We start from the raw sequence: 21,547 nt of genomic DNA, 5'->3' as shown, positions 1-21,547 counted from the left end.
GCGGATATCTCCTGCGGGAGGGATGCGGCGCCGGCTCAGACCGTGGCGGACGCGGCCTCTGCGATGGAGCGACCGCCGTCGCGCGCAGCGTCCTCCGCGGCGGACTTGATGTCGGCGGCGACCTCGGAGAACTGATCCAGCGCGGGATTCACGCCCACGAGGGTGAACGAGCGCTGCACGACGCGCAGATCGAGGCCCCACACGTCCTCCAGCACGCGACGCAGCCACGCGGTCGAGTGGTCCCAGCCCTCCTTGGGTGTGCCGGCGTCGTAGTTGCCGCCGAGCACGGTGACCAGCACGGCGGGCTTGCCCCGCAGCGCCGTGCCCTGCGGGTCGATGCGCGGGTCGGTGTAGGCGAGGTCGAACCACGTCTTCGCGTGCTGCGAGACGCCGTAGTTGTAGAGGGGGATGGTGAGAAGGAGGGCGTCGGCGTCGATCAGCTCGTCGGCGAGGCGGGTCGCCAGGGCGAGGGCGTCGCGCTGCTCGGCGGTGCGGTCGGCGTCGGGGAGGTTCCTCCCGGTGACGGCGGCCGCCCACGCCGTGGCGGGGACCGGATCGGCCGCGAGGTCGCGGCGGACGACGGTCTGGTCGGCGTGGGTGGCGAGCCACTCGGTCTCGACGATGTCGCCGAGGGCGCGGCTGGCGGAGGTGGGGGGAAGGATGCTCGCATCCAGACGGAAGAGGGACATGGTGCTCCAATCGACCTAGCGGCTATGAAAAAGAGAGTGACTAGGTGAACGCTAGCACGACTAGACTGGGGCGCGTGGCCGCAGAACAGCATGACGAGCGTCAGTGCGACGCCGCCGTGTCGCGCGCCTTCTCGGTTCTCGGAAAGCGCTGGAACGGCATGATCCTCGATGTGCTCGGGGAGGGGGCGTTGTCGTTCGTGGGACTGCGCCGGGCCGTCACCGGCATCAGCGACGCCGTGCTCTCGGATCGCCTCGTCGAGCTCGCCGACGCCGGCCTGGTCGTGCGCGATGTGGATGCGGGCCCCCCGGTCGCGGTGTCCTACACACTGACCGATGCGGGCGTCCGCCTCGTTCCGATCCTCACCCAGCTCGGCGCCTGGGCCGACGGCAACCTCTCCGCCACCCGCTGACGCCGCCCCCCGCGCCTGCGGCCCCTGCCTGCCGGGTGCGCGCACGCCCCCGCCGTCAGCATGTCCCACTTCCCGCCGTGCATGTCCCACTTGGCGCAAGAGAGGGGCCACAGAACTGCGTGAAGTGGGACATGGTCGTCGACGACCTCTGAGGGCGGTTCAGTCGCGAGGGTCGGACTCGAGGGCCGCGCGCACCAGGTGACTGATGTCGATGCTCACGATCCGGGAGGGCCCGGCGGATGCGGGAGGCGGAGCCGCGGGGGCGTCGCCGTTGGCGGACGCATCCGGACGTCCCTGGCCGATCATGCTCACGGCGTCACCTCCGTCTCGGGGGCGGGCTCGGGAAGCGGGGCCGTATCCGTCCCGGTGCCGGCCCCGAGCGTCGGTGTCGGTGTCGGTTCGCTGCCGGCGTCGGGCTGTGCGGGCACGGCCGGAACCTGCGCGAAAGGTGCCCGGGGCAGGACCGGGATGGCTGTGTCCACGTCCCAGGTGCTCACGCCGGTGGCCTCGCGCAGCGGGAACACGTTCCACAGCGGGGAGCGCCCCGTGCCCTCGTAAGCCGTCGTGACAGGACCGCCGCCACCGAGGAAGTACTCGTCCCACCACCATCCGTTCGCGCGACCCTCGGTGCCGACGGTCGTCAGCGGGGTTCCCTGGTCGGTGTAGAGCTGTACGTTCTCGAGCGGGTTGCCCTCCGCGTCGTAGGCGTAGATGTTGCGCACGCGCTCGCCGTCCAGCACGAGGCCGGGCTGGCTCGTGTCGCCCGGGTACGCGTAGGCGTAAGCCGCCTGTGCGGCGAAGTACTGCGGCAGCACGGTCGGGGCCGCGATGAGCGCGATCGCCGCGACGATCGTCGCCGCCACGTTGAGCACGCTCCGCAGGCCCCGAATCGAGCGGTGAGGCAGCCACTTCCCGCGCCCCCACTGGATGCTGAGGAGCACGAGCGCCGCGAGGATCGCCCACGCCACGACATTCGTGGGCACATAGTCCGCCCTGCCCATGAACGGGGCGGTCAGGAACACCAGCAGGAGGTAGAACGCCACCCCGCGCGCGATCCACCAGACCGGGCGCAGCGACACGAGCAGGTCCAGCGTTCCGGACCCGAACCGGGAGGCGCGGATGCGGGTGGCCGCCGCGTGCCGGGCGCGTTCCAGCCGCTCGCGCACCGGTACCTTGACCGCCCGCCCGTTGCGCTCGGGAAGCCCTGCTGCGGCGCGGAGTTCTGCGGCGTAGGTCGCCGCATCCGGCAGGGAGAACGCCTCGCCGCTGTCTTCGGCCTGTTCGGAGAGGTCGGCTTCGAGCCCGTCGAGCAGGTCGTCGACCTCGTCGGCGGGCAGGTCGTCCAGTTCCGCGCGGACGGCGGCGGCGAAGGCCGCGATGTCGGCTCGGGGGTGAGTCGTGGCGTTCATCGTCCTTCTCCGATCGTGCGCAGCGCGGCGGGTTTGCGAGAGGCGTCGAGCAACGTGCTCAGCGCGAGCGAGAACGTGGCCCAGTCCTCGCGCTGCGCGTCGAGTGCCGCGCGCCCCTGGGGGTTGATGGCGTAGTACTTGCGGTGCGGACCGCCGTCGGAGGGCACCACGTAGCTCGAGAGCGACCCGGCGCTGTAGAGCCGACGAAGCGTCCCGTAGACGGATGCGTCGCCCACCTCGCCGAGGCCGGCGTCGCGCAGCCGTCGCACGATGTCGTACCCGTAGGCGTCCTCGTGCTGCACGACCGCGAGCACGGCGGCGTCCAGCACCCCCTTCAGCAGCTGCGTGGTGTCCATCCGCGCTCCTCTCTCCTCTGCGAAGCAAGCTACCACGCAGTGCACAGTAGTGCGAGCAGTGCAGTACCGTGTGTCGCACAACGACCCTGTCGTCGCGCGTGCCGCGTGCCTACACTGAAGCCACCTGATCACCGTCGATCGGAGTCGTTGTGCCCTCGCCCTGGTCTCTGCGTCGCGAGGCGTCGGCCGAGAGCTCGCGCCTGCTGATCGAGCGCGCGCACGAGGAGTTCGTCGGCGGCAACGCGCAGGATCCGCGGGTCACCGCCGTGCGGGGTCTGGTCCGCGAGAGCTGGCAGCGCTCGGCCCGGAGCCTCGTGGGCGTGGAGGCCGTGCCGCCCCTGGATCTCATCTCGGACGAGCTCGACGAGTACCGGCGCACGCATCCCCTCGCGAGCGTCATGGACATGATCCGCCAGCTGCTGCTACCCGGCGACGAGGACGAGTCGGGCGTCGTGGTCGCGGTGGGGGATGCGGCGGGGCGCCTGCTGTGGGTCGAGGGCGATCGCCGCATCCGCGACCTCACCGGCGACATGGGATTCGTCGCGGGGGCGAACTGGTCGGAGCAGGCGGTGGGCACCTCTGCCCCGGGCACGGCCCTCGCCCTCGACACCTCCGTCCAGATCCGCGGGGCCGAGCACTTCAACCGGCTCGTCCAGCCGTGGTCGTGCACGGCGGCTCCCGTGCGCGATCCCGAGAGTCGCCGCGTGCTCGGGGTCATCGATGTGACCGGGGGAGCCGAGGTCACCACGCCGCAGGCGCAGTTGCTCGTCGACGCGACGGCACGGGCGATCGAGGGGGAGCTGCTGGTGGCCAGGCTGCGGGCGCGCGCCGAACCGTCCCTGAAGAGCCACTCCCCGCGGCGTCCGCGCGGCGCCACCGAGCACGCCACCCTCCGGGTGCTCGGACGCGACCTCGCCGTGCTCGACGTCGTCGACGACCGGGGCGCCACCGTGACCGAGCTGAGTGCGCGCCACGCGGAGATCCTGCTCATGCTGGCGGTGCACCAGCAGGGACTCTCCGCGGAGCGACTGGCCGCCCTCGTGTACGGCGAGGCCGCGCCGGTGGAGACCCTGCGCCCCGAGATGGTGCGCCTGCGCCGGGTGCTCGACGCGGTCGCGCCCGCCCTGATTCCCGCATCCCGTCCCTATCGACTGACGAGCCCCCTTCAGACCGACGCCGATCACGTCGTGTCGCTGCTCGATCGCGGCGCGCACCGCGTCGCCCTCACGGCGTATCGCGGGCCCGTCCTGCCGGACTCCCGCGCGCCGGGGGTGGAGGAGCTCCGACAGAGCGTGCAGGCGGCGCTGCGCGAGTCCCTCCTCGCCGGGGCGGGGCTCGACGTGCTGCTGGCCTATGTCGACACGGACGAGGGACGCGAGGATGCGGACGCGCTCCGCCTCTGCCTCGAGATGCTCGCCCCACGCTCGCCGCGGCGCGCGCCGATCGTCGCTCGCCTGGAGCAGCTCGGCGCCTAGACGCATCGACGCGCAACCCGATGCAACCCGGGGGTGCTTACGGTGTCGGGCAACGAGCGCGGCGCTGATGCCGCCCCGTCCTGATCGTCGAAGGAGATGACATGACCATCGTTGAAGACGGCGTCTCGAGCGTCTACGCCGCCCCCGGATCCCGCGGATCGGTCGCCGAGTACCGCAGCCGCTACGGCCACTACATCGGCGGCGAGTTCGTCGAGCCGATCAAGGGCCAGTACTTCGAGAACATCACCCCCGTCACGGGCAAGCCGTTCTGCGAGGTCGGCCGCGGTACCAGCGAGGACATCGACCGCGCCGTGGATGTGGCGTGGCAGGCGTTCGAGAGCTGGAAGAAGACGACACCGGCCGACCGCGCGAACATCCTCAACAAGATCGCCGACCGCATCGAGGCGAACCTCGAGAAGATCGCCGTCGCCGAGACGTGGGAGAACGGCAAGCCGGTGCGCGAGACGCTCGCCGCCGACATCCCCCTCGCCGTCGACCACTTCCGCTACTTCGCGGGCGTTCTGCGGGCGCAGGAGGGCACGCTCAGCCAGATCGACGAGGACACCGTCGCCTACCACTTCCACGAGCCGCTGGGCGTGGTGGGCCAGATCATCCCGTGGAACTTCCCGATCCTCATGGCCACGTGGAAGCTCGCGCCGGCGCTCGCCGCCGGCAACTGCGTCGTGCTCAAGCCCGCCGAGCAGACGCCGGCATCCATCCTCTTCCTCTTCGACCTCATCGGCGATCTGCTGCCGGCCGGCGTCGTGAACATCGTCAACGGGTTCGGCATCGAGGCGGGGGCGCCGCTGGCGCAGCACAAGCGCATCCGCAAGGTCGCCTTCACGGGCGAGACCACCACGGGCCGGCTCATCATGCAGTACGCCTCGCAGAACCTCATCCCGGTCACGCTGGAGCTCGGCGGCAAGAGCGCGAACATCTTCTTCGAGGATGTGGCCCGCGACCGCGACGCCTACTACGACAAAGCGCTGGAGGGTTTCACGTTCTTCGCGCTGAACCAGGGCGAGGTCTGCACGTGTCCGAGCCGCGCCCTCATCCAGCGTTCGATCTACGACCAGTTCCTCGGCGACGGCCTGGAGCGCGTCGGCAAGATCGTGCAGGGCAACCCGCTGGATCCCGCGACCATGATCGGTGCACAGGCCTCGAACGACCAGCTCGAGAAGATCCTGTCGTACATCGAGATCGGCAAGGCGGAGGGCGCGAAGCTGCTGGCGGGAGGGGAGCGCGTCGACCTCGGCGGCGACCTGTCGGAGGGCTACTACGTGGCGCCCACCGTGTTCGAGGGCCAGAACAGCATGCGCATCTTCCAGGAGGAGATCTTCGGCCCGGTCGTCTCGGTCACGAGCTTCGAGGGCTTCGACGACGCCATCCACACCGCGAACGACACCCTCTACGGGCTCGGCGCCGGAGTCTGGAGCCGATCGGCCGACACGATGTACCGCGCCGGGCGCGGCATCGAAGCCGGGCGCGTGTGGACGAACACGTACCACCAGTACCCGGCGCACGCGGCGTTCGGCGGCTACAAGCAGTCGGGCATCGGCCGCGAGAACCACCTGAAGATGCTCGATCACTACCAGCAGACGAAGAACCTGCTCGTGTCGTACGCCGACGGGCCGATGGGCTTCTTCTGAGTCGCCGCGGCGTTTCGTCTCGTCGCTTCGCTCCTCGCTCAACGACCGGGACGGGCCGGTCGTTGAGCGAGCGCAGCGAGACGAAACGCCGCACCCACAGAGAGGAGCAGTCTTGACGGACACCTACGAGCGCGTTGCGGTGACGGATGCGGCCGCATCCCTGCTGGTGGAGCTCAGCGCCCGGCACGGACCGCTCATGTTCCATCAGTCGGGCGGATGCTGCGACGGCTCCGCACCCATGTGCTATCCCGTCGGCATGTTCCTCACCGGTCCGAGCGACGTGCGCCTCGGCGCGCTGCGCGTCGCCGATCTCACGCCCATCGAGGTCTTCATGTCCGAATCGCAGTTCGAGTACTGGAAGTACACGCACCTGACGATCGACGCGGTGCCCGGACGCGGTGCGGGGTTCAGCGTGGAGGCGCCGACGGGGATGCGGTTCCTCATCCGCTCCCGGATGCTGGAGCCCGCGGAGCTCGAGGCCTTCGGCCTCGCGGCGAGGTGATCAGACCCCGACTCGCTCGCGCGCGGGCGCCGGGGCGACGACGACCTCCGGGTCGGGATCGCGACGGAAGATGATCTTGAAGATCGGGAAGAACACGGCGCAGGAGATGAGGGCGTTGATGAGCATCGTGACGACGTCGGCCAGCGTCTCGCCGGCCGCCCCCATCGCCCAGACGGTGATGAACAGGTCGTACACCGGTGCCTTGTAGAAGCCCTGGAGCGCCGCCGCACCGAACGTGATCACGACGTAGGCCAGCGTGTACCAGAGCGCCGCCCACCACGGGTTGCTGTTGGACTTGAAGGTGATGTTGCGCTGCGCGAAGAAGTTCACGACCTGCGCGATCGCGAGCGTGAGCTGCACGGCCAGGAAGTAGGCGAGTCCGCCCCCGCCCGCCGGAAGAGCGCCGGCCGCGTAGTCGAAGATGAAGTAGTCCGAGCCGATGGGCAGGGCCTGGAAGCCGGTGTCGACGAGCGGCGTGAGGGCGAAGACGGCCTTGAACACGGGCATCAGCACGAGCTGGAGCACGGTCATCCCGACGTTGAGCAGCGAGAACACGATCAGCTGCGCCCACGTGGGGCGGGCGTCGGCGAAACGGGTCCATCCCCGTCGGATTCCTGCGAACATCCGTGACTCCTTCCGAGGGCTCCGCCGCGCACCTGCATCCCGGTCTCGCGCGACGAAGCCGGAGGGAGTCCATCAGGCCGGAGGGCCTTCGACGTCGACGGGCGCAGAATCTGTCGGTTCCGCCGCACGAACGGTCACCGCCGACAACGACGAAGGGATGCGACCCCTGCGGGCCGCATCCCTTCGTCCGTGTGGAGCGCGAGGCTCAGGAGCAGAGCTTGGAGAGCTCGTCGGACGCCGTCTTGAGGCGCTCGCTCGAGGCCTGCACGTCGTCGTTGATCTTGGTGAGCTCCTCCATCTTGGCCGGGTCGGAGCCGGCGTCGGCGAGGGCCTGCATGGAGGAGCCGATGGTCTTGTACTCGTCGGACACGGCCTGAAGCGGCTTCTTGACGTCGGGGTTGGTGACCTCTGCGAGCGCGTCGTCGAGGCCCTTCTGCACCGTGTTGAACAGGTCGGTCGTGGCCTCGCTGTCGCCGGAGGCCGCGGCCGACAGCGAGTCGGTCAGCTTGCTCTGCGCGTCGGTGAGCTTGTCCTGGGCGATGGAGCACGCCTCCTGGACGGACTGCGACGATGCCGCCGCGTCTCCGCCGCCGTTGCCTCCGCCCGCGCAACCGGCGAGGGCGAGAAGGGCGATGGCCGAAAGGGCGAGGGGTGCGAGTTTGCGCATGAGGTTCCTCCGTGTGCTGCGTGTGCGGACGTGGGTCCGCCCCCATCACGGAAGACGCCCCCGCACTTCACGCTAAAGGGCCGCCCCTGACCGACGTCCCCCCGTGAGAGGGATCTCATTCTGTGCTAAGGATCGACGTAGGCTATGGCGGTGGATACGACGCGCATCGCGGAGGCGATCGTGCGTCGCTTCGCCCGCCGCACGAATCTCATGATCGCCTCGCGCACCGTGCGGGTCGACGCCTCCCCCGACCACCGCCTCGTCGCCGAGCGACTCACTGCTCTGCTGCACGATCTGGGTGCGGTTCTCACGACGGAGCCGGCCTCGGATGCGGGGATGCTGCGCTTCGACTTCACGGCTCTCGCCGCCGACGCGGATCCCATGGACGTGCCCGTCTTCCTGGGCGGCGAGCCGCTGCCCGAGCGGTCCGACGCCGCGGCACGCATCGCCTTCGCCGCGTCTCACATGCCGGTCTCGGCCGCCCTCGCCGAGGACGTCGACGTGCGGGGCCTGCGCATCGGCGTGTGCATGGTCCTCGAGCCGAAGACCGCTCAGCTGGCCCTCCTGCTGCGCTCTCGCGGCGCCGACGTCGCGGTCTACGGTCACCCCGACGAGACGGATGCGGCCGTCGCCGCGGCGCTCGCGGCGACGGGCATCCCCGTCGACGGCGGCGCCGATCTGTCCGGCCCCGAGGAGCGGGCGGCGGCCGAGGGCTTCCTGCGCCGCGGCTTCGACATTCTCATCGACGACGGCTCGCACCTCATCCGCCTCGCCCACGAGATCGACCCCGAGATCGCCGCATCCTGGATCGGGGCGAACGAGGAGACGACCTCCGGCCTCACCCCGCTGCGGCGGATGGATGCGGCGGGGCTGCTGCGCACTCCGGTCATGGCCGTCAACGACGCCGCCGCCAAGACCCGGTTCGACAACCGCTACGGCACCGGCTTCTCCTGCGTTCTGGCGATCGCGGACCTTCTCGATCAGCACGGGCTGACGGTGCGCGACCAACCGGCCCTCGTCATCGGCTACGGCCCCGTCGGCGAGGGCGTCGCCGCCTACCTCCGCGCTCTGGGCGCGAGCGTCGCGGTGGCCGAAGTCGATCCGGTGCGGGCCCTGACCGCGCGACACGACGGCTATGTGGTCGGCCCCGCCTCCGCGCTGGCAGAGGGCGCGCTGGTCGTGTCGGCCACGGGCGTCGCAGGCACGATCGATGAGGCGGTCGCCGAGCGCGCGGTGGCGATCGCCGTCGCCGGCGGGGTACCGGGGGAGGTGAGCGCGGCCGCATCCGCCGCGCTCGTGCTCGGTGACGGCGGAGCGGTGAACATCACCGCCGCCGAGGGCAATCCGATCGAGATCATGGACCTCTCGTTCGCGGTGCAGCTCGCGGCCCTCGACCACCTGCTGCGCACCCGCCCGGGCGTCGGCGTGCATGCCCTCCCGTCCGAGATCGACGACCGTGTCGGCCGCGCGGCGCTCGCCGCCCGCGGCGTGCGGATCGACGAGTGCACCACGCGCGCCGGCAGGGACGAGGACTGGCGCTCTGCCCGCTACGAGGGGACTCGCGGATGAGCGTCGTGCTGTACTCGGCCGACCTCGTGCTGCCCATCACCGCGCCGCCGATCCCGCAGGGGGCGATCGCCGTCAGCGGCGGCCGCATCCGCCACGTCGGCGACCGCGACTGGGTGCGCCGCGAGCTGACCGCCCGCGGCGCCTCCTTCACCGAGGTGCACTGGCCGGGCGTGCTCCTGCCGGGCCTCGTCAATGCGCATTCGCACCTGCAGTACACGGGCATGGCCGAGGTGGGACGCGGCAGTTACCGCGGCTTCGAGGACTGGGCCGCCGCCTTCGACCCGGTCTACGAGCGCGGGCACGACTGGAAGGCGGATGCGGACGCCGGAGCTCGCGCGGTGATCGAGGCGGGCACGACCGCGGTCGCCGACATCGTCACCGACGCGCCCGCCGCCGGGGTGCTGCACGACGCGGGCCTTCACGGCATCACCTACTGGGAGGTGATGAGCTGGACGAACGCCGACTGGGCGGCGACCGGCAGAGCGCAGGTCGAGGCGGCGCTGGACGCGCTCCCCTCCCCGCCCGGCACCGGGCTCTCGCCCCACGCGCCGTACTCGCTGGACGTCGAGCCCCTGCTGGAGATCCCCGACATCGTGCGCGAGCGCGGCGGCCGCATCCATCTGCACCTCGGCGAGGCCGCCTTCGAGCGCGAGTCGGGCGCCCCGCATCCGACGCCGTGGCAGGAGCGGCGCGCCGGCAGCTTCCGCGAGTTGCGCGGGGACGGCTTCGGCACGGGGGCGACCGAGTTCGTCGATCAGCTCGGTGTGCTCGGGCCCGACTGCCACATCGCGCACGGCGTGTACATGACCGCACGCGATCGCGCCCTGCTGCGCGCCCGAGGCACCTCGGTGGCGCTCTGTCCCCGCTCCAACGCGGTCATCGGCCTCGACGAACCGCCCGTCGCGGCGTACCTCGCGGAGGGCAACGGCATCGCCGTCGGCACCGACTCCCTCTCCTCCAGCCCCTCGCTCGACCTGCTCGCCGACGTGGCGGCACTGCACCGCATCGCCAGGACGCAGGGATACTCCGATCGCGCTCTCGCGGCGCAGCTGCTGCGGGCGGCGACCCTGGGCGGGGCCCACGCGATGGGCATCGACACGGGTCCCGATCGCACCGGCTATCTCGCGGTCGGAGCCCTCGCCGACCTCGCCTTCTTCGACATCCCGGTCACGACGATCGACGACACGATCGAGCACCTCGCCACCGACGGCGCGGGAAGCGCGGCGGCGACCGTGATCAGCGGCGCCTTCCGGCATACGACACCGTCCTTCACCGAGCACACCGGAGTCCGCGCATGAGCACACGTCCCGCCACCGCCGTCACCCTCGATCTCGCCCCCCATCCCGAAGGCGGCTGGTTCCGCCGGATGTGGACCGCCACCGCGGGCGTGGAGACGCCCGCGGGCCCGAGGCCGGCGGCGACCTGCATCCACTATCTGCTGACTCCCGGCGAGCACAGCGCGTGGCACGTCGTCACGAGCGACGAGATCTGGCTCTGGCACGGACCCGGCACCCTCGAGCTGACCCTCGGGGGTGCGGGCGGCGAGCCGCTCGCCGAGCGCACCGTGACCCTGGGTCCCGACCTCGCCGCCGGACACCTCGCGCAGGTGACGGTGCCGGCCGGCGTATGGCAGTCGGCCCGCCTCGGGGGCGACGCCGAAGTGCTGGTCAGCTGTGTCGTTTCGCCAGGTTTCAGCTTCGAGGACTGGCGACTCGCGCGTGATTTAGGCTGAGCGCGGCGTCGGACACAGCAACCGCCGACGCCCGACCCGACACCCCCTCTTCCTGCTTGGAGTCCCCGTGACCACGACCTCCCGCCTCCGGCGCCTGACCGTCGGTGCCGCCCTCGGCGCTGTCGCAGCGCTCGCCCTGACCGCCTGTGCCTTCGCGGGGGAGTCCGCGCCCGCCGCATCCGAGGACGGATCGCTTCCGACCCTCACCGCGGGCAAGCTCACCATCGCCACGGGCGAGCCGGCATACGACCCCTGGATCGTCGACAACGACCCCTCCAACCAGAAGGGCTTCGAGTCGGCCGTCTCCTACGCGCTGGCGGAGAAGCTCGGCTTCTCGGCCGACGACGTCGTGTGGGTGCGTTCCACGTTCGACAGCGCGATCGCGCCCGGTCCGAAGGACTGGGACCTCAACATCCAGCAGTTCTCGGTGACCGACGAGCGCAAGCAGGCCGTCGACTTCTCGTCGCCGTACTACACGACCTCGCAGGCCGTGGTCACCTCCGACAGCTCGGCCGCGGCGAACGCGACCACGATCGACGAGCTCAAGGGGTACACGGTCGGCGTCATGAGCGGCACGACCAGCTACACCGTCGCCGCCGAGGAGCTCGGCACCGACAAGCTCAGCGTCTTCAACAACAACGACGACGTCGTGCTCGCGTTCCAGTCCGGTCAGATCGACGCGTTCGTGATCGACCTGCCCACCGCCTTCTACCTCGCGAACGCGGAGCTCGACGGCGGCAAGATCCTCGGCCAGTTCGCCGACACCACCGGCGGCGACCAGTTGGCCTACGTGCTGCCGAAGGGCTCCGAGCTGACTGATCCGGTCTCGAAGGCGCTCGACGAGCTCCGCGCGGACGGCACGCTCGACGAGCTGCAGAAGACCTGGCTCAGCGAAGCCGTCGACGTTCCGGTCCTCGGCTGAACATGACCACGACCGACGCCGCGTGGCAGCCGAGCGAGCTCGAGCTCGCCCGGCGCGCCACGCGGCGCCGGCAGTCCACGAGATCGGTGCTGATCGCCCTGGCCAGCACCGTCGTCTTCGTGGGCGTCGTCGGCTACGCGATCGTCTCCAGCCCCGGCTGGGAGGACGTGCGCCGCAGCTTCTTCGACATCGACATCGCGCTCGCCGCCTTCCCCTCGGTGCTCGCCGGGCTGTGGGTCAACATCCAGGTGCTGCTGGTGGCCGCGCTCGCCGTCGCCGTGATCGGCACGCTGCTCGCCGTGATGCGCTCGCTGCGCGGCCCGGTGTTCTTCCCGCTCCGCGCCCTCGCGACCGTCTACACCGACCTCTTCCGCGGGATGCCGCTGCTGATCGTGCTGTATCTGGTCGGGTTCGGCATCCCCGCGCTCGGCATCTTCGGCCGCGTGCCGGTGGTGCTGTGGGGCACCATCGCGATCGTGCTCACCTACTCGGCGTATGTCGCCGAGGTGCTGCGCGCGGGCATGGAGGCGGTGCACCCCTCGCAGCGGATCGCCGCCCGCTCGCTCGGGCTCAGCCACGCGCAGACCCTGCGCATCGTCGTCATCCCGCAGGGCGTGCGCAAGGTCGTGCCCGCCCTCATGAACGATTTCGTGTCGATGCAGAAGGATGTGGGGCTCATCTCCGTCCTCGGTGCCGTCGACGCCGTGCGCGCCGCCCAGATCCAGGTCGCCGCCACCTACAACTTCACCCCGTACATCGTCGCGGGGCTCCTCTTCGTCGCCATGAGCCTGCCGATGATCCGGCTCACCGACTGGGTCTCGGCCCGCCTCGCCCGCCGCGAGCAGACCGGGGGTGTCGTGTGAGCGTTCTCGATGTGATCGGCGTGCGCAAGGACTTCGGCGACCACCAGGTGCTGCGCGGCATTGATCTGAGCCTGGCCAAGCACGAGGTCGTGGTGCTCATCGGCGCCTCCGGCTCGGGCAAGTCGACGCTGCTGCGCACGATCAACCTCATCGAGCGGGTCGACGACGGCCGCATCCTGCTCAGCGGCGACGACATCACCGATCCCACGGTCGATCAGGATGCGGTGCGCGCCCGCATCGGCGTCGTGTTCCAGCACTTCAATCTCTTCCCGCATCTGCGCGTGATCGACAACGTCACCCTGGCGGCGCGCCGTGTGCACGGCGTGCCGCGTGAGCAGGCGCGTGCGCGCGGCATGGAGCTGCTCGAGACGCTGGGCCTCGGTGCGAAGGCGCGTGAGTTCCCCGACCGCCTCTCGGGCGGGCAGCAGCAGCGCGTCGCGATCGTCCGCGCGATCATGACCGATCCCGAGCTCCTGCTGCTCGACGAGATCACGAGCGCGCTCGACCCGCAGCTCGTCGGCGAGGTGCTCGATCTGGTGCGCGAGCTCAAGACCCGCGGCTCCACCATCCTGATGGCGACGCACGAGATGTCGTTCGCGCGGGAGGTCGCCGACCGGATCGTGTTCATGCAGGGCGGCACGATCATCGAGCAGGGAACGCCCGCGCAGGTGTTCGATGCCCCCCAGCATCCGGAGACGATCCGGTTCCTCGAGCGCGAACGCCGCGGCGGCGCCCTCGCCTGACCCGCGCCGGACCGCGCGCGGGACTTGAGTGCGCTCGAGGGACCGACGTGCGTTCGAGGAGATCGCCTCCGTTCGAGGGACCGACGTGCGTTCGAGGGACCGACTCTTCTGTTGGAGGGACGCGTCTTGCGGTCCCGAGGCCGGAAAGCCCGCACCTCGGGTCCCTTGAACAGGGGGTGGGTGCGTTCGAGGGACGCGTCTTGCGGTCCCGAGGCCGGAAAGCCCGCACCTCGGGTCCCTCGAACAGGTAGAGGGCGGGTTCGAGGGGCGCGTGTTGCGGACTCGGAGTCAGCGGGCGAGGGAGAACACGAAGACGATCTCCAGCACGAAGACGGCCACGAGCGCGAACAGGGCGAGCAGGCCCTTCAGGAGCTTCCGCTTTCGCTGCAAGCGCTGGCCGCCGGCGGCGACAGCGGGCGGCGGGGTGACCATCGGGGACGGGGCTTCGGCGGCTGCCGCATCCGTCACGCGATCGTCGCGCCAGCGCGCCCACTGGTCGAGCTTCTGCGTGACGGCGTCGACCGTGGCAAGCAGCCAGGTCCAGGTCTCCGGGTCCGTCGTCACCAGGGGGCGCTTCGCATACAGGAACAGCCAGTCGTCAACGATCTCGACGTCGAGCTGGGCGGCGTTGTCGATGAACCGGGCCATGATGTCGGGCGTGAACAGGTAGAGCGCGTCGCGCTCGTAACCCGCTGGACAGTACAGCGCGAAGTACCGGTCGAAGTCACCCTCGAGGCTCAGCCGCTGCGCCCGATCGATGGTCACCGGCAGGTTCGACTGCCCCATCACGCCGTTGTTCTCTCGAGCGTCGAGCACGATGTTCGGCAGTTGCGCGTCGAGCTTGATGGCCACGTACCCCCATCGATACGCGTCGTAAGACCTGTCGCCCGTCGTGTGGCGATAGTTCGCGAACTCGACGAATCGCCCACCGGTGCGACGCAGGACGGGAAAGGATGCGCGGAAGCGGCCCAGGTGGAAGATGACGCCGGGAAGGTCGCGATCGAGCTCCTTCCCTTCGTTGACCAACCCGTTCGCGCGAGCGAACATCGCGGTCCGGTAGATGTACTCCTCTTGCGCGCTCAGGGCTCGGACGGACACGGCGTATCCGCCCACGGCCACCAGTGCAAGCGCCGCGACAGCCAGTAGGTCCAGCAGGGACGGTGTCGCCAACGAGCCGAGGAGGAAGGCAATGGCTGAGACCACAACGCAGAGCACGAAACAGAACGCGGCGCCCATCGCCACGAGGCTGCCGAAGAACGCGGCACGCGGCGTGTCGGTCGTGCGATTCTTGCGGCTGAACTCCTTCAGATCGGCGGGGTCGATCGGAGCGGTGAGTGGCGTTGTGTCGATCGTCATCGGTTCACCGGGTCAGCGGGCGAGGGAGAACACGAAGACGATCTCCAGCACGAAGACGGCCACGAGGGCGAAGAGGACGAGCAGACCCTTCAAGAGCTCTCGCTTCTGACGCAGACGCCGACCCTCGGCGGCGACAGCGGGCGGCGGGGTGACCAGCGGAGGCAGCGACTCGGCGGATGCCGGCTCGGGCAGCTTGTCGTCGCGCCAGCGCTCCCACTGGTCGAGCTTCTGGGTGAGGGCGTCGACGGTCGTCATGAGCCACAGCCAGGTCGCGGGGTCCGTCGTGACCAGGGGACGCTTCGCGTACAGGAACAGCCAGTCGTCGACGATCTCGACATCCACCTGTGCGGCGTTGTCGATGAAGCGCGCCATGATGTCGGGGGTGAAGAGGTAGAGGGCATCGCGTTCGTAACCCGCCGGGCAGTACAGGGTGAAGTGCTCGTCGAACTCCGCCCCGAGGCTTTGGCGCTGCTCGGCGCGAAGGACGACGGGCAGGTTGGACTGCCCCCACAGCCCGTTGTTCCCCCGCGCGTCGAGCACGATGTTCGGCAGCAGGGTGTTCAGCTTGATCGCCACGTACCCCCAGCGCCGTCGGTCGCCCCGGGCCCTCGCGTAGCGGTAATTCGAGAACTCTACGAACCGTCCTTCTTCTCGCCGCAGAACTGGTGAGGCGACGCGCGACCGCCCGACCGTGAAGAGGATTCCGGGAAGCTTGCGATCGAGCTCCCTCCCTTCGTTCACGAGCCCGTTGGCCTGAACGAACCTGGCGAATCGGTACCTCGCCATCTTGTACCGCTGATTACTCCGCTCGGACAGCCTCCACCCGACGGCCACGAGCAGCAGCGCGACGATGAGGGGAAGAACCCCCATGACAAGGGTGTCCAAGAAGGCCTCGGTCACGAGGCCGATGAAGATCATGACGAGCGCGAGGCCCGCGCCGCAGAGCCCCAGCAGCAGCATCCACCCTTCGAAAAGAGTGCCGCCCTCGAGCGGAGGCCCGACGGTGCGGTCCCTGCGGAGGAACTCCTTCAGCTCGGCGGGGTCGATCGGGGCGGTGAGCGGGGTCGTGTCGAGCGTCATCGGTTCACCGCGTCCGCATCCCACTGCAGCGAAGATCCCGCGGGCAGCGGGAGGGCCTCGAGCGCGGGGTCCGCGCACAGGGCATCGATCAGCTCCGTGTCGCCGCCGACGATCGTGGAGTCGAAGTCCACCTCGGTGGCCAGCACCCACGACCGGTCCGACGGCCACATCAGTGACGGGGATGCGGCGAACTGGGCGAATCCGGCACGCTCCATCTCCGCATCGCGCCAGGGGACCTCGCGGGGCCACGTCGGATCGGCGAAGACGTCGAGCGGCCCCCGGAACAGCACGTAGTCGCGGCCGGGCAGCGACAGCCGCGGTCCGCGCGAGACGGCGTCGTCGAGGATGCCGGGCTGCCAGCTCTCCTTCGCATACGGGCGGTTGAACGGGTCCTGCATCGCGTGGGCGAGCATCTCCTGGTGCCGCTCGAGGTCCGGCTCGTCGGACGAGGAGGAGAGGAACGCCCGCGACGGCGCGATCCCGAGATGGCCGACCAGGCCACCCCAGCCCTCCCACACGGCCGCGTATCCGACCGCGGTGCCGCGCGCGGCGAGGTGCCGGCCGATCGCGGCGAGGGTCGCCGCATCCAGCTCGCCCTCGCGCGGGGCGTCGTACTCCCACCCGTCGTCGGAGCGCGAGCGTGCGCCGTAGACGGGGCCGTCCACCGGCGCGCGGCCGACCAGCGCGCCCCACTGCGCCGTCGGGTGCAGTTCGGTGCCGAAGGATGCGGCCGCGTCGCGCCAGCGTGCCACCTCGGTGTCGATCTCGGGCCGGGCCTCGGCAAAGGCGTCCCACGCGCGGCGGTGCTCGTCCTGCGGGAGAGGCGGCCATGCCATCCCGACCGGACGAGACCGGGTCGTCGGGTGGAACACGCGGGCATAGGCCGGGAAGCCACGGGGGATGACATCGTGCATCGTGCCCTGCCAGGGATCGTCCGTCCGCTCGCGCAGCCAGTCGCCGACAGAGACGTCCGGGGTCCACTCCATGCGGCCACGCTACCGGCCGCGATCGGACCCGGATGCGGCGGCGAGCCGCATCCGCTAGACTTCTGAGGTTGTCTGGATACGTCTGTGTCCCGGCACGTGCATTACACCCTCCTGCTACCGGGAAGTGCCCGGCAGCCGTTCTAGTCCGAAGGAGGTGGGTTAGTGACGCACTCGCACCAGTACGAGCTCATGGTCATCTTCGACCCCGAGATCGACGAGCGTCAGGTTGCCCCCAACCTCGACAAGTTCCTGAAGGTCATCACCAACGATGGCGGTTCGGTGGACAAGGTCGATGTCTGGGGCCGTCGTCGTCTCGCGTACGAGATCCAGAAGAAGTCCGAGGGCATCTACGCCGTCGTGAACTTCGTCGCCACGAGCGAGGCCACCCAGGAGCTCGACCGTCAGCTGAAGCTGAACGAGTCGATCCTGCGTACCAAGGTCCTCCGCGCCGAAGAGGCGATCGCTCAGGTCGCCGCCGAAGCCAAGCGCTCCGAGGAGAAGGCAGCCCGCAAGGCCGCCGCTCCCGCGAAGGCAGCAAAGGCCTAAGGCTCATGGCCGGCGAAACCGTCATCACCGTCGTGGGTAACCTCACGGCCGATCCCGAACTGCGTTACACGCAGAACGGGCTCCCCGTCGCGAACTTCACGATCGCCTCCACGCCGCGCAACTTCGATCGCGCGTCGGGTGAATGGAAGGACGGCGAAGCGCTGTTCCTTCGTGCATCGGTGTGGCGTGAGTTCGCCGAGCACGTTGCGGGTTCGCTGACGAAGGGAAGCCGCGTCATCGCGACCGGCCGCCTGAAGCAGCGCTCCTACCAGGACCGTGAGGGCAACAACCGCACCTCCATCGAGCTCGAGGTCGACGAGATCGGCCCGAGCCTGCGCTACGCCACCGCTCAGGTGACGCGCGCAGCCGGTGGCAACAGCGGTGGTGGCGGCGGACAGTCGCGTGCCCAGGTCGCCGATGAGCCGTGGGCGACCCCCGGCTCGCCCGCAGGCGGCAACAACACGGCGAACGGTGCCGACGCATGGGGCGCCCCGGGCGCCTACGGCGACGACACCCCGTTCTGACAACACACTTCTTTTAAGGAAACAACATGGCTGGAAAGTCGAGCGGCGACCGCCGCAAGCCGCGGAAGGGCGCGAAGAACGCTGCTCCCGCGAAGGCGATCCGCGTCGGCGTCATTGACTACAAGGACGTCGCCACGCTTCGCAAGTTCATCTCCGAGCGTGGAAAGATCCGCGCCCGTCGTATCACCGGTGTCTCGGTGCAGGAGCAGCGTCTGATCGCCCGCGCGATCAAGAACGCCCGTGAAATGGCGCTCCTGCCCTACGCTGGCGCAGGCCGGTAAGGGGTACCGACATGGCAAAGCTGATTCTCACGAACGAGGTCACCGGGCTCGGTAGCGCCGGTGACGTGGTCGAGGTCAAGAACGGGTACGCCCGTAACTACCTCATCCCCCAGGGCTTCGCTGTCGCGTGGACCCGTGGTGGCGAGAAGCAGGTCGCGTCGATCCGCGCCGCCCGCGAGGCTCGCGCGATCCACGACCACGAGGACGCCGTCGCACTGAAGAACGCTCTCGAGGCCGACAAGGTCAAGCTCACCGTCAAGGCGGGCGCTGAGGGTCGTCTGTTCGGCTCGGTCAAGACCGAAGACGTCGCCAACGCCGTCAAGACCGCCGGCATCGGCGAGATCGACAAGCGCAAGGTGCAGTTCACGTCGCCGATCAAGTCGGTGGGTGTGCACGAGGCCACGGTTCGTCTGCGCGACGACGTGACCGCCGTGATCTCACTCCAGGTGGTCGCCGCGAAGTAACGCCTTCGGGCATGCCGGATGGCGGGGAGTCGATGAGACTCCCCGCCATCCGCCGTTTCCACCCTCAGATGTGAGCGTGACGGCGGCGGGCGATGAGCGCGATGAGCGCGCCGAGCCCTGCCAGGAGGAAGGCGCCGAGCGCGAGGCCCGCCACATCCGCTCCGCCGGTCATCGCGAGCGAGCCGTCGGCCGCACGTGCATCGGCGCTCACGACGCCGGTCACGGCGGCAGGGCTTCCGTTCGCACCGGGCGTTCCCGGGGTGCCGGGAGTCCCAGGCGTTCCAGGAGTACCGGGGGTACCGGGCTCACCAGGGGTACCGGGCGTTCCGGGCTCACCGGGCGTGCCAGGCTCACCGGGCGTGCCGGGCTCACCGGGCGTACCGGGCTCACCGGGGGTTCCCGGCGTGGTTCCCGGGTTCTCGGTGGTCGAGTCGCCGGTCACCGAGATGGCGTTGCCGCCGAGGGTGATCGGCGCGGTGATGGGAAGACCCAGCTGCGTGCCGCCGAGGATGCCGTTCTCACCCGAGGTCAGCACCGGGACCGTTCCGCTGTCGGCCGGAGCGACCGTCGCGGCGTCGGTGGACGTGCTGTCGCCGGTCACCGAGATCGCGTTGCCGCCCGCGGTGATCGGAGCGGTGATCGGGGCGATCGCCTGCGTGCCGCCGAGGATGCCGTCAGTGCCGTTCGTCATCGCGCCGTCGGTGCCGCCGGAGCCGGAGGTGCCGGCTGCGGTGGTGGCGTCGGTGGTGGTGCTGTCTCCGGTGAGGGAGATGGCGTTGCCGCCGACGGTCACGGGAGCGGCGATCGGGGCGATCGCCTGCGTGCCGCCGAGGATGCCGTCCGTGCCGTCCGTCATGGCGCCGTCGGTGCTACCCGAACCGGTGGATGCGGGCGCCGTAGCGGCGTCGCTGGTCGTGCTGTCGCCGAGCAGCGAGATGGCGTTGCCGCCGACCGTCACCGGGGCGGTGACGGGGGCGACGACCTGGGTGCCGCTGACGGCACCGTCGGAGCCGCCGGTCATTGCCCCGCCCGCGCTGCCGGACCCGGCGGTTCCCGCGGCGGTGGTGGCGTCCGTGGTCTCGCTGTCGCCGAGCAGCGAGATGGCGTTCCCGCTGACGGTGACCGGGGCGGTGACGGGGGCGACGACCTGGGTACCGCCGGCGACGCCGTCGGTGCCGTCCGTGGTCGCAGCCGTGCCAGCATCCGGCGTCGGTGCGGCGGGAGCCGTCTCGGCGCCGGACGACGTGCTGTCGCCGGTGAGCGAGATGCTCGTGCCGCTGACGGTGACGGGGATCGTCACGTCGACCAGCGCCTGAGTGCCGCCGGCGATTCCGTCGGTGCCGGACGTCTCGTTCGACCCCGTGCTGGGCGTCGGTGCAGCAACCTCGGTCGCCGCATCCTGTGACGCGGAGTCACCCAGCAGCGAGATGGCGTTGCCGCTGACGGTGACGGGGACCGCCACGTTGATCAGCCCTTGGGTTCCCGAGAGCAGGCCGTCCTGCCCGTCTGTCTCGGCCGCATTGGCGACCGTTGCTCCGGCGATGGCGATGCCGCCGCCGATGAGCGCTCCGAGGAGCACTCGCTTTGCGAATGTACGCATGATTCTGTCTCCTGATTGATCGATTCGGACCGCGTGGAAGCGCGGATGCACGCGAGCGTGCCGGGGATGTGTCGCATCAGAGACGCGACCCGAATCGGTCAGTCGGGGGAGATGTCGGTGTCGAAGACCGGGGAGGAAGGAAGATCATCGTCGCCGTCGCGAGGAGCGATGGCCGAACCTGCAGACGCAGGCCAGGCAGAGCTCTCCACCCACCCGAGAGTGAAGCTCAGCGAGCCGGACGAGGAGCCCGAAGAAGACGAGCCGGAGGGCGCAGAGCTCTCCCACGGAGCGGAGTGTCCAGGCAGCGGCGGTGCACCGCGGAGATCGAGGCTGCTGACGGGTGCGGCTGCACTCGGCGTGACGAACGCGGCCCCGCCGGCTCCCGCGACGGTCGCATGACGCGCATCGGCCGTCGCTGTCAGTGCGGCCACGAGGGCTGCGGTGGCCGCATCCTGCGTCGTGAGCGGGTTCGTGCTCGGCGGTGCCACGCTGTCGGTGCCGGGAAGGGGCACGGAGGGGACGACTCCCCCGCTCGTCGGGTGACCGGGCGTGCCGATGACGGAGCCGACCGTGTCGTCCACCGAGCCGACCACGCCGGGAACGGCTCCGATGACGGTCGGAAGGTCGATGGCGCCGACGACGTCGGAGACCACGGGTACCGGCTCCACGAGCGCGCCCACCCCGTCGATGATCGGCTGCACGACGTCGGTGACGACGGGCTGCACGATCTCCGTGACGACGGGCTCGACGACGGGTTGAAGCTCCGGGACGACCTCGGGCACGTAGGCGACGGTGTCCGACACGGTGGTCGTCACGGTCGAGACCGTCTGCGAGGCCGCATCCGTCACGGGGGCGACGGGCGGAAGGATGTCGCCGACGGCGCCCGTGGTCGCGCCGACGAGGTCTGACGCCGCGCCTGTGACGCCGCCCACGAGCCCGATGAGCCCACCGCGGTCGTCGTCGTCCGCGTGCGCGGAGGTGGTGAAGGTCAGAACGGAGACGCCCGCCCAGAGCAGGCCGACGCCGGCGGCGAGCAGGAGAATCCGGCCCGCGCGTCGCGATGATCCGTTCACTGACTCGTCCACGTCACCCCCTGTGCG

General features: G+C 70.1%; 25 protein-coding genes. 14 read left to right on the top strand and 11 right to left on the bottom strand.

What is annotated here, in order from left to right:
* Positions 1-35 precede the first annotated feature (35 nt).
* On the bottom strand, positions 36-689 hold the full coding sequence (locus tag QE374_RS09035) for an NAD(P)H-dependent oxidoreductase (RefSeq protein WP_309734127.1): 654 nt from the start codon (positions 687-689) through the stop codon (positions 36-38).
* Positions 690-763: 74 nt separating this feature from the next.
* Between QE374_RS09035 and QE374_RS09030 the strand changes: the two genes are divergently transcribed.
* A complete protein-coding gene (locus QE374_RS09030) occupies positions 764-1,099 on the top strand; it encodes a helix-turn-helix domain-containing protein (RefSeq protein WP_309734125.1) in 336 nt (111 codons plus the stop codon).
* Between the two features lie 159 nt (positions 1,100-1,258).
* Here the strand turns inward: QE374_RS09030 and QE374_RS09025 are convergent, their stop codons facing one another.
* The 3 genes from QE374_RS09025 to QE374_RS09015 are packed head-to-tail and all read right to left on the bottom strand — an operon-like array spanning position 1,259 to position 2,864.
* Positions 1,259-1,411 (bottom strand): hypothetical protein, encoded by a 153-nt coding sequence (locus QE374_RS09025; RefSeq protein ID WP_309734124.1) that lies wholly within the window; start codon positions 1,409-1,411, stop codon positions 1,259-1,261.
* The gene (locus tag QE374_RS09020; protein WP_309734122.1) at positions 1,408-2,508 is read right to left on the bottom strand and encodes a hypothetical protein; all 1,101 of its coding nucleotides are present in this window, start codon (positions 2,506-2,508) and stop codon (positions 1,408-1,410) included. Before QE374_RS09020 ends, QE374_RS09025 begins: the two co-directional genes overlap by 4 nt.
* Complete coding sequence (locus tag QE374_RS09015; protein ID WP_309734120.1) at positions 2,505-2,864, bottom strand: PadR family transcriptional regulator; 360 nt, start codon at positions 2,862-2,864, stop codon at positions 2,505-2,507. The genes QE374_RS09020 and QE374_RS09015 overlap by 4 nt, the downstream gene beginning before the upstream one ends.
* Positions 2,865-3,013: 149 nt before the next feature.
* Between QE374_RS09015 and QE374_RS09010 the strand changes: the two genes are divergently transcribed.
* From QE374_RS09010 to QE374_RS09000, 3 genes are all read left to right on the top strand, one after another.
* On the top strand, positions 3,014-4,339 hold the full coding sequence (locus tag QE374_RS09010) for a transcriptional regulator (protein ID WP_309734119.1): 1,326 nt from the start codon (positions 3,014-3,016) through the stop codon (positions 4,337-4,339).
* 101 nt (positions 4,340-4,440) lie between these two features.
* The gene (locus QE374_RS09005) at positions 4,441-5,988 is read left to right on the top strand and encodes an aldehyde dehydrogenase family protein (RefSeq protein ID WP_309734118.1); all 1,548 of its coding nucleotides are present in this window, start codon (positions 4,441-4,443) and stop codon (positions 5,986-5,988) included.
* Between the two features lie 112 nt (positions 5,989-6,100).
* Positions 6,101-6,490, top strand: a complete 390-nt coding sequence (locus QE374_RS09000) for a DUF779 domain-containing protein (protein WP_309734116.1) — start codon at positions 6,101-6,103, stop codon at positions 6,488-6,490.
* Here the strand turns inward: QE374_RS09000 and QE374_RS08995 are convergent, their stop codons facing one another.
* Positions 6,491-7,114: a hypothetical protein gene (locus QE374_RS08995; RefSeq protein WP_309734115.1), complete on the bottom strand. Its 624-nt coding sequence runs from the start codon at positions 7,112-7,114 to the stop codon at positions 6,491-6,493. It abuts the gene before it with no gap.
* Between the two features lie 205 nt (positions 7,115-7,319).
* On the bottom strand, positions 7,320-7,781 hold the full coding sequence (locus tag QE374_RS08990; protein WP_309734113.1) for a hypothetical protein: 462 nt from the start codon (positions 7,779-7,781) through the stop codon (positions 7,320-7,322).
* 150 nt (positions 7,782-7,931) lie between these two features.
* Between QE374_RS08990 and QE374_RS08985 the strand changes: the two genes are divergently transcribed.
* From QE374_RS08985 to QE374_RS08960, 6 genes are all read left to right on the top strand, one after another.
* Positions 7,932-9,350 carry an adenosylhomocysteinase gene (locus tag QE374_RS08985; protein WP_309734111.1) on the top strand — a complete coding sequence of 473 codons (1,419 nt, stop codon included), beginning with the start codon at positions 7,932-7,934 and terminating at the stop codon, positions 9,348-9,350.
* On the top strand, positions 9,347-10,648 hold the full coding sequence (locus QE374_RS08980) for an amidohydrolase family protein (RefSeq protein WP_309734109.1): 1,302 nt from the start codon (positions 9,347-9,349) through the stop codon (positions 10,646-10,648). Before QE374_RS08985 ends, QE374_RS08980 begins: the two co-directional genes overlap by 4 nt.
* Positions 10,645-11,082: a cupin domain-containing protein gene (locus tag QE374_RS08975; protein ID WP_309734107.1), complete on the top strand. Its 438-nt coding sequence runs from the start codon at positions 10,645-10,647 to the stop codon at positions 11,080-11,082. The genes QE374_RS08980 and QE374_RS08975 overlap by 4 nt, the downstream gene beginning before the upstream one ends.
* 67 nt (positions 11,083-11,149) lie before the next feature.
* Positions 11,150-12,004, top strand: a complete 855-nt coding sequence (locus QE374_RS08970; RefSeq protein ID WP_309734106.1) for an ABC transporter substrate-binding protein — start codon at positions 11,150-11,152, stop codon at positions 12,002-12,004.
* Between the two features lie 2 nt (positions 12,005-12,006).
* Complete coding sequence (locus QE374_RS08965) at positions 12,007-12,867, top strand: amino acid ABC transporter permease (protein ID WP_309734103.1); 861 nt, start codon at positions 12,007-12,009, stop codon at positions 12,865-12,867.
* Complete coding sequence (locus QE374_RS08960) at positions 12,864-13,610, top strand: amino acid ABC transporter ATP-binding protein (RefSeq protein WP_309734100.1); 747 nt, start codon at positions 12,864-12,866, stop codon at positions 13,608-13,610. Before QE374_RS08965 ends, QE374_RS08960 begins: the two co-directional genes overlap by 4 nt.
* Before the next feature lie 288 nt (positions 13,611-13,898).
* On the opposite strand, the gene QE374_RS08955 is transcribed toward QE374_RS08960, so the two are convergent.
* Genes QE374_RS08955 through QE374_RS08945 form a run of 3 tightly spaced genes read right to left on the bottom strand, consistent with a single transcriptional unit; the run spans position 13,899 to position 17,032 of the window.
* Entirely contained in the window at positions 13,899-14,966 is a 1,068-nt protein-coding gene (locus QE374_RS08955; RefSeq protein ID WP_309734098.1) for a hypothetical protein, read from the bottom strand.
* A 12-nt stretch (positions 14,967-14,978) separates the two neighbouring features.
* Positions 14,979-16,046 (bottom strand): hypothetical protein, encoded by a 1,068-nt coding sequence (locus QE374_RS08950; RefSeq protein WP_309734096.1) that lies wholly within the window; start codon positions 16,044-16,046, stop codon positions 14,979-14,981.
* Complete coding sequence (locus QE374_RS08945) at positions 16,043-17,032, bottom strand: hypothetical protein (protein WP_309734094.1); 990 nt, start codon at positions 17,030-17,032, stop codon at positions 16,043-16,045. Before QE374_RS08945 ends, QE374_RS08950 begins: the two co-directional genes overlap by 4 nt.
* A gap of 189 nt (positions 17,033-17,221) precedes the next feature.
* On the opposite strand from QE374_RS08945, the gene rpsF reads away from it, so the two are divergent.
* From rpsF to rplI, 4 genes are read left to right on the top strand one after another with little or no spacing between them, the layout of a single operon-like run.
* A complete protein-coding gene (gene rpsF, locus QE374_RS08940) occupies positions 17,222-17,578 on the top strand; it encodes a 30S ribosomal protein S6 (RefSeq protein ID WP_137419238.1) in 357 nt (118 codons plus the stop codon).
* Positions 17,579-17,583: 5 nt separating this feature from the next.
* Positions 17,584-18,102, top strand: a complete 519-nt coding sequence (locus QE374_RS08935) for a single-stranded DNA-binding protein (protein WP_234074055.1) — start codon at positions 17,584-17,586, stop codon at positions 18,100-18,102.
* Positions 18,103-18,128: 26 nt separating this feature from the next.
* Complete coding sequence (rpsR, locus tag QE374_RS08930; protein ID WP_137418536.1) at positions 18,129-18,383, top strand: 30S ribosomal protein S18; 255 nt, start codon at positions 18,129-18,131, stop codon at positions 18,381-18,383.
* Between the two features lie 11 nt (positions 18,384-18,394).
* Complete coding sequence (gene rplI / locus QE374_RS08925; protein WP_137418537.1) at positions 18,395-18,847, top strand: 50S ribosomal protein L9; 453 nt, start codon at positions 18,395-18,397, stop codon at positions 18,845-18,847.
* Positions 18,848-18,911: 64 nt separating this feature from the next.
* Here the strand turns inward: rplI and QE374_RS08920 are convergent, their stop codons facing one another.
* Together QE374_RS08920 and QE374_RS08915 are read right to left on the bottom strand one after the other, a co-directional pair.
* Positions 18,912-20,447: a chaplin family protein gene (locus QE374_RS08920; RefSeq protein WP_309734088.1), complete on the bottom strand. Its 1,536-nt coding sequence runs from the start codon at positions 20,445-20,447 to the stop codon at positions 18,912-18,914.
* A 98-nt stretch (positions 20,448-20,545) separates the two neighbouring features.
* Positions 20,546-21,532: a hypothetical protein gene (locus QE374_RS08915; protein ID WP_309734086.1), complete on the bottom strand. Its 987-nt coding sequence runs from the start codon at positions 21,530-21,532 to the stop codon at positions 20,546-20,548.
* Between the last annotated feature and the right edge of the window lie 15 nt (positions 21,533-21,547).

This window comes from Microbacterium sp. SORGH_AS_0428, from assembly GCF_031453615.1.
Lineage (GTDB): Bacteria > Actinomycetota > Actinomycetes > Actinomycetales > Microbacteriaceae > Microbacterium.
Note: the sequence above shows the minus strand (reverse complement) of the source record. Positions and strands in the feature narration are given on the sequence as shown.

Excerpts from the sequence above, each read along its gene's own strand:
- QE374_RS08935 (WP_234074055.1), top strand. The coding sequence starts at position 17,584 with ATGGCCGGCGAAACCGTCATCACCGTCGTGGGTAACCTCACGGCCGAT.
- QE374_RS08980 (WP_309734109.1), top strand. The coding sequence starts at position 9,347 with ATGAGCGTCGTGCTGTACTCGGCCGACCTCGTGCTGCCCATCACCGCG.
- rplI (WP_137418537.1), top strand. The coding sequence starts at position 18,395 with ATGGCAAAGCTGATTCTCACGAACGAGGTCACCGGGCTCGGTAGCGCC.
- QE374_RS08920 (WP_309734088.1), bottom strand. The coding sequence starts at position 20,447 with ATGCGTACATTCGCAAAGCGAGTGCTCCTCGGAGCGCTCATCGGCGGC.
- rpsR (WP_137418536.1), top strand. The coding sequence starts at position 18,129 with ATGGCTGGAAAGTCGAGCGGCGACCGCCGCAAGCCGCGGAAGGGCGCG.
- QE374_RS08965 (WP_309734103.1), top strand. The coding sequence starts at position 12,007 with ATGACCACGACCGACGCCGCGTGGCAGCCGAGCGAGCTCGAGCTCGCC.
- QE374_RS08955 (WP_309734098.1), bottom strand. The coding sequence starts at position 14,966 with ATGACGATCGACACAACGCCACTCACCGCTCCGATCGACCCCGCCGAT.
- QE374_RS09020 (WP_309734122.1), bottom strand. The coding sequence starts at position 2,508 with ATGAACGCCACGACTCACCCCCGAGCCGACATCGCGGCCTTCGCCGCC.
- QE374_RS09005 (WP_309734118.1), top strand. The coding sequence starts at position 4,441 with ATGACCATCGTTGAAGACGGCGTCTCGAGCGTCTACGCCGCCCCCGGA.
- rpsF (WP_137419238.1), top strand. The coding sequence starts at position 17,222 with ATGGTCATCTTCGACCCCGAGATCGACGAGCGTCAGGTTGCCCCCAAC.
- QE374_RS08990 (WP_309734113.1), bottom strand. The coding sequence starts at position 7,781 with ATGCGCAAACTCGCACCCCTCGCCCTTTCGGCCATCGCCCTTCTCGCC.
- QE374_RS08945 (WP_309734094.1), bottom strand. The coding sequence starts at position 17,032 with ATGGAGTGGACCCCGGACGTCTCTGTCGGCGACTGGCTGCGCGAGCGG.
- QE374_RS08995 (WP_309734115.1), bottom strand. The coding sequence starts at position 7,114 with ATGTTCGCAGGAATCCGACGGGGATGGACCCGTTTCGCCGACGCCCGC.
- QE374_RS08950 (WP_309734096.1), bottom strand. The coding sequence starts at position 16,046 with ATGACGCTCGACACGACCCCGCTCACCGCCCCGATCGACCCCGCCGAG.
- QE374_RS08975 (WP_309734107.1), top strand. The coding sequence starts at position 10,645 with ATGAGCACACGTCCCGCCACCGCCGTCACCCTCGATCTCGCCCCCCAT.
- QE374_RS09015 (WP_309734120.1), bottom strand. The coding sequence starts at position 2,864 with ATGGACACCACGCAGCTGCTGAAGGGGGTGCTGGACGCCGCCGTGCTC.
- QE374_RS09035 (WP_309734127.1), bottom strand. The coding sequence starts at position 689 with ATGTCCCTCTTCCGTCTGGATGCGAGCATCCTTCCCCCCACCTCCGCC.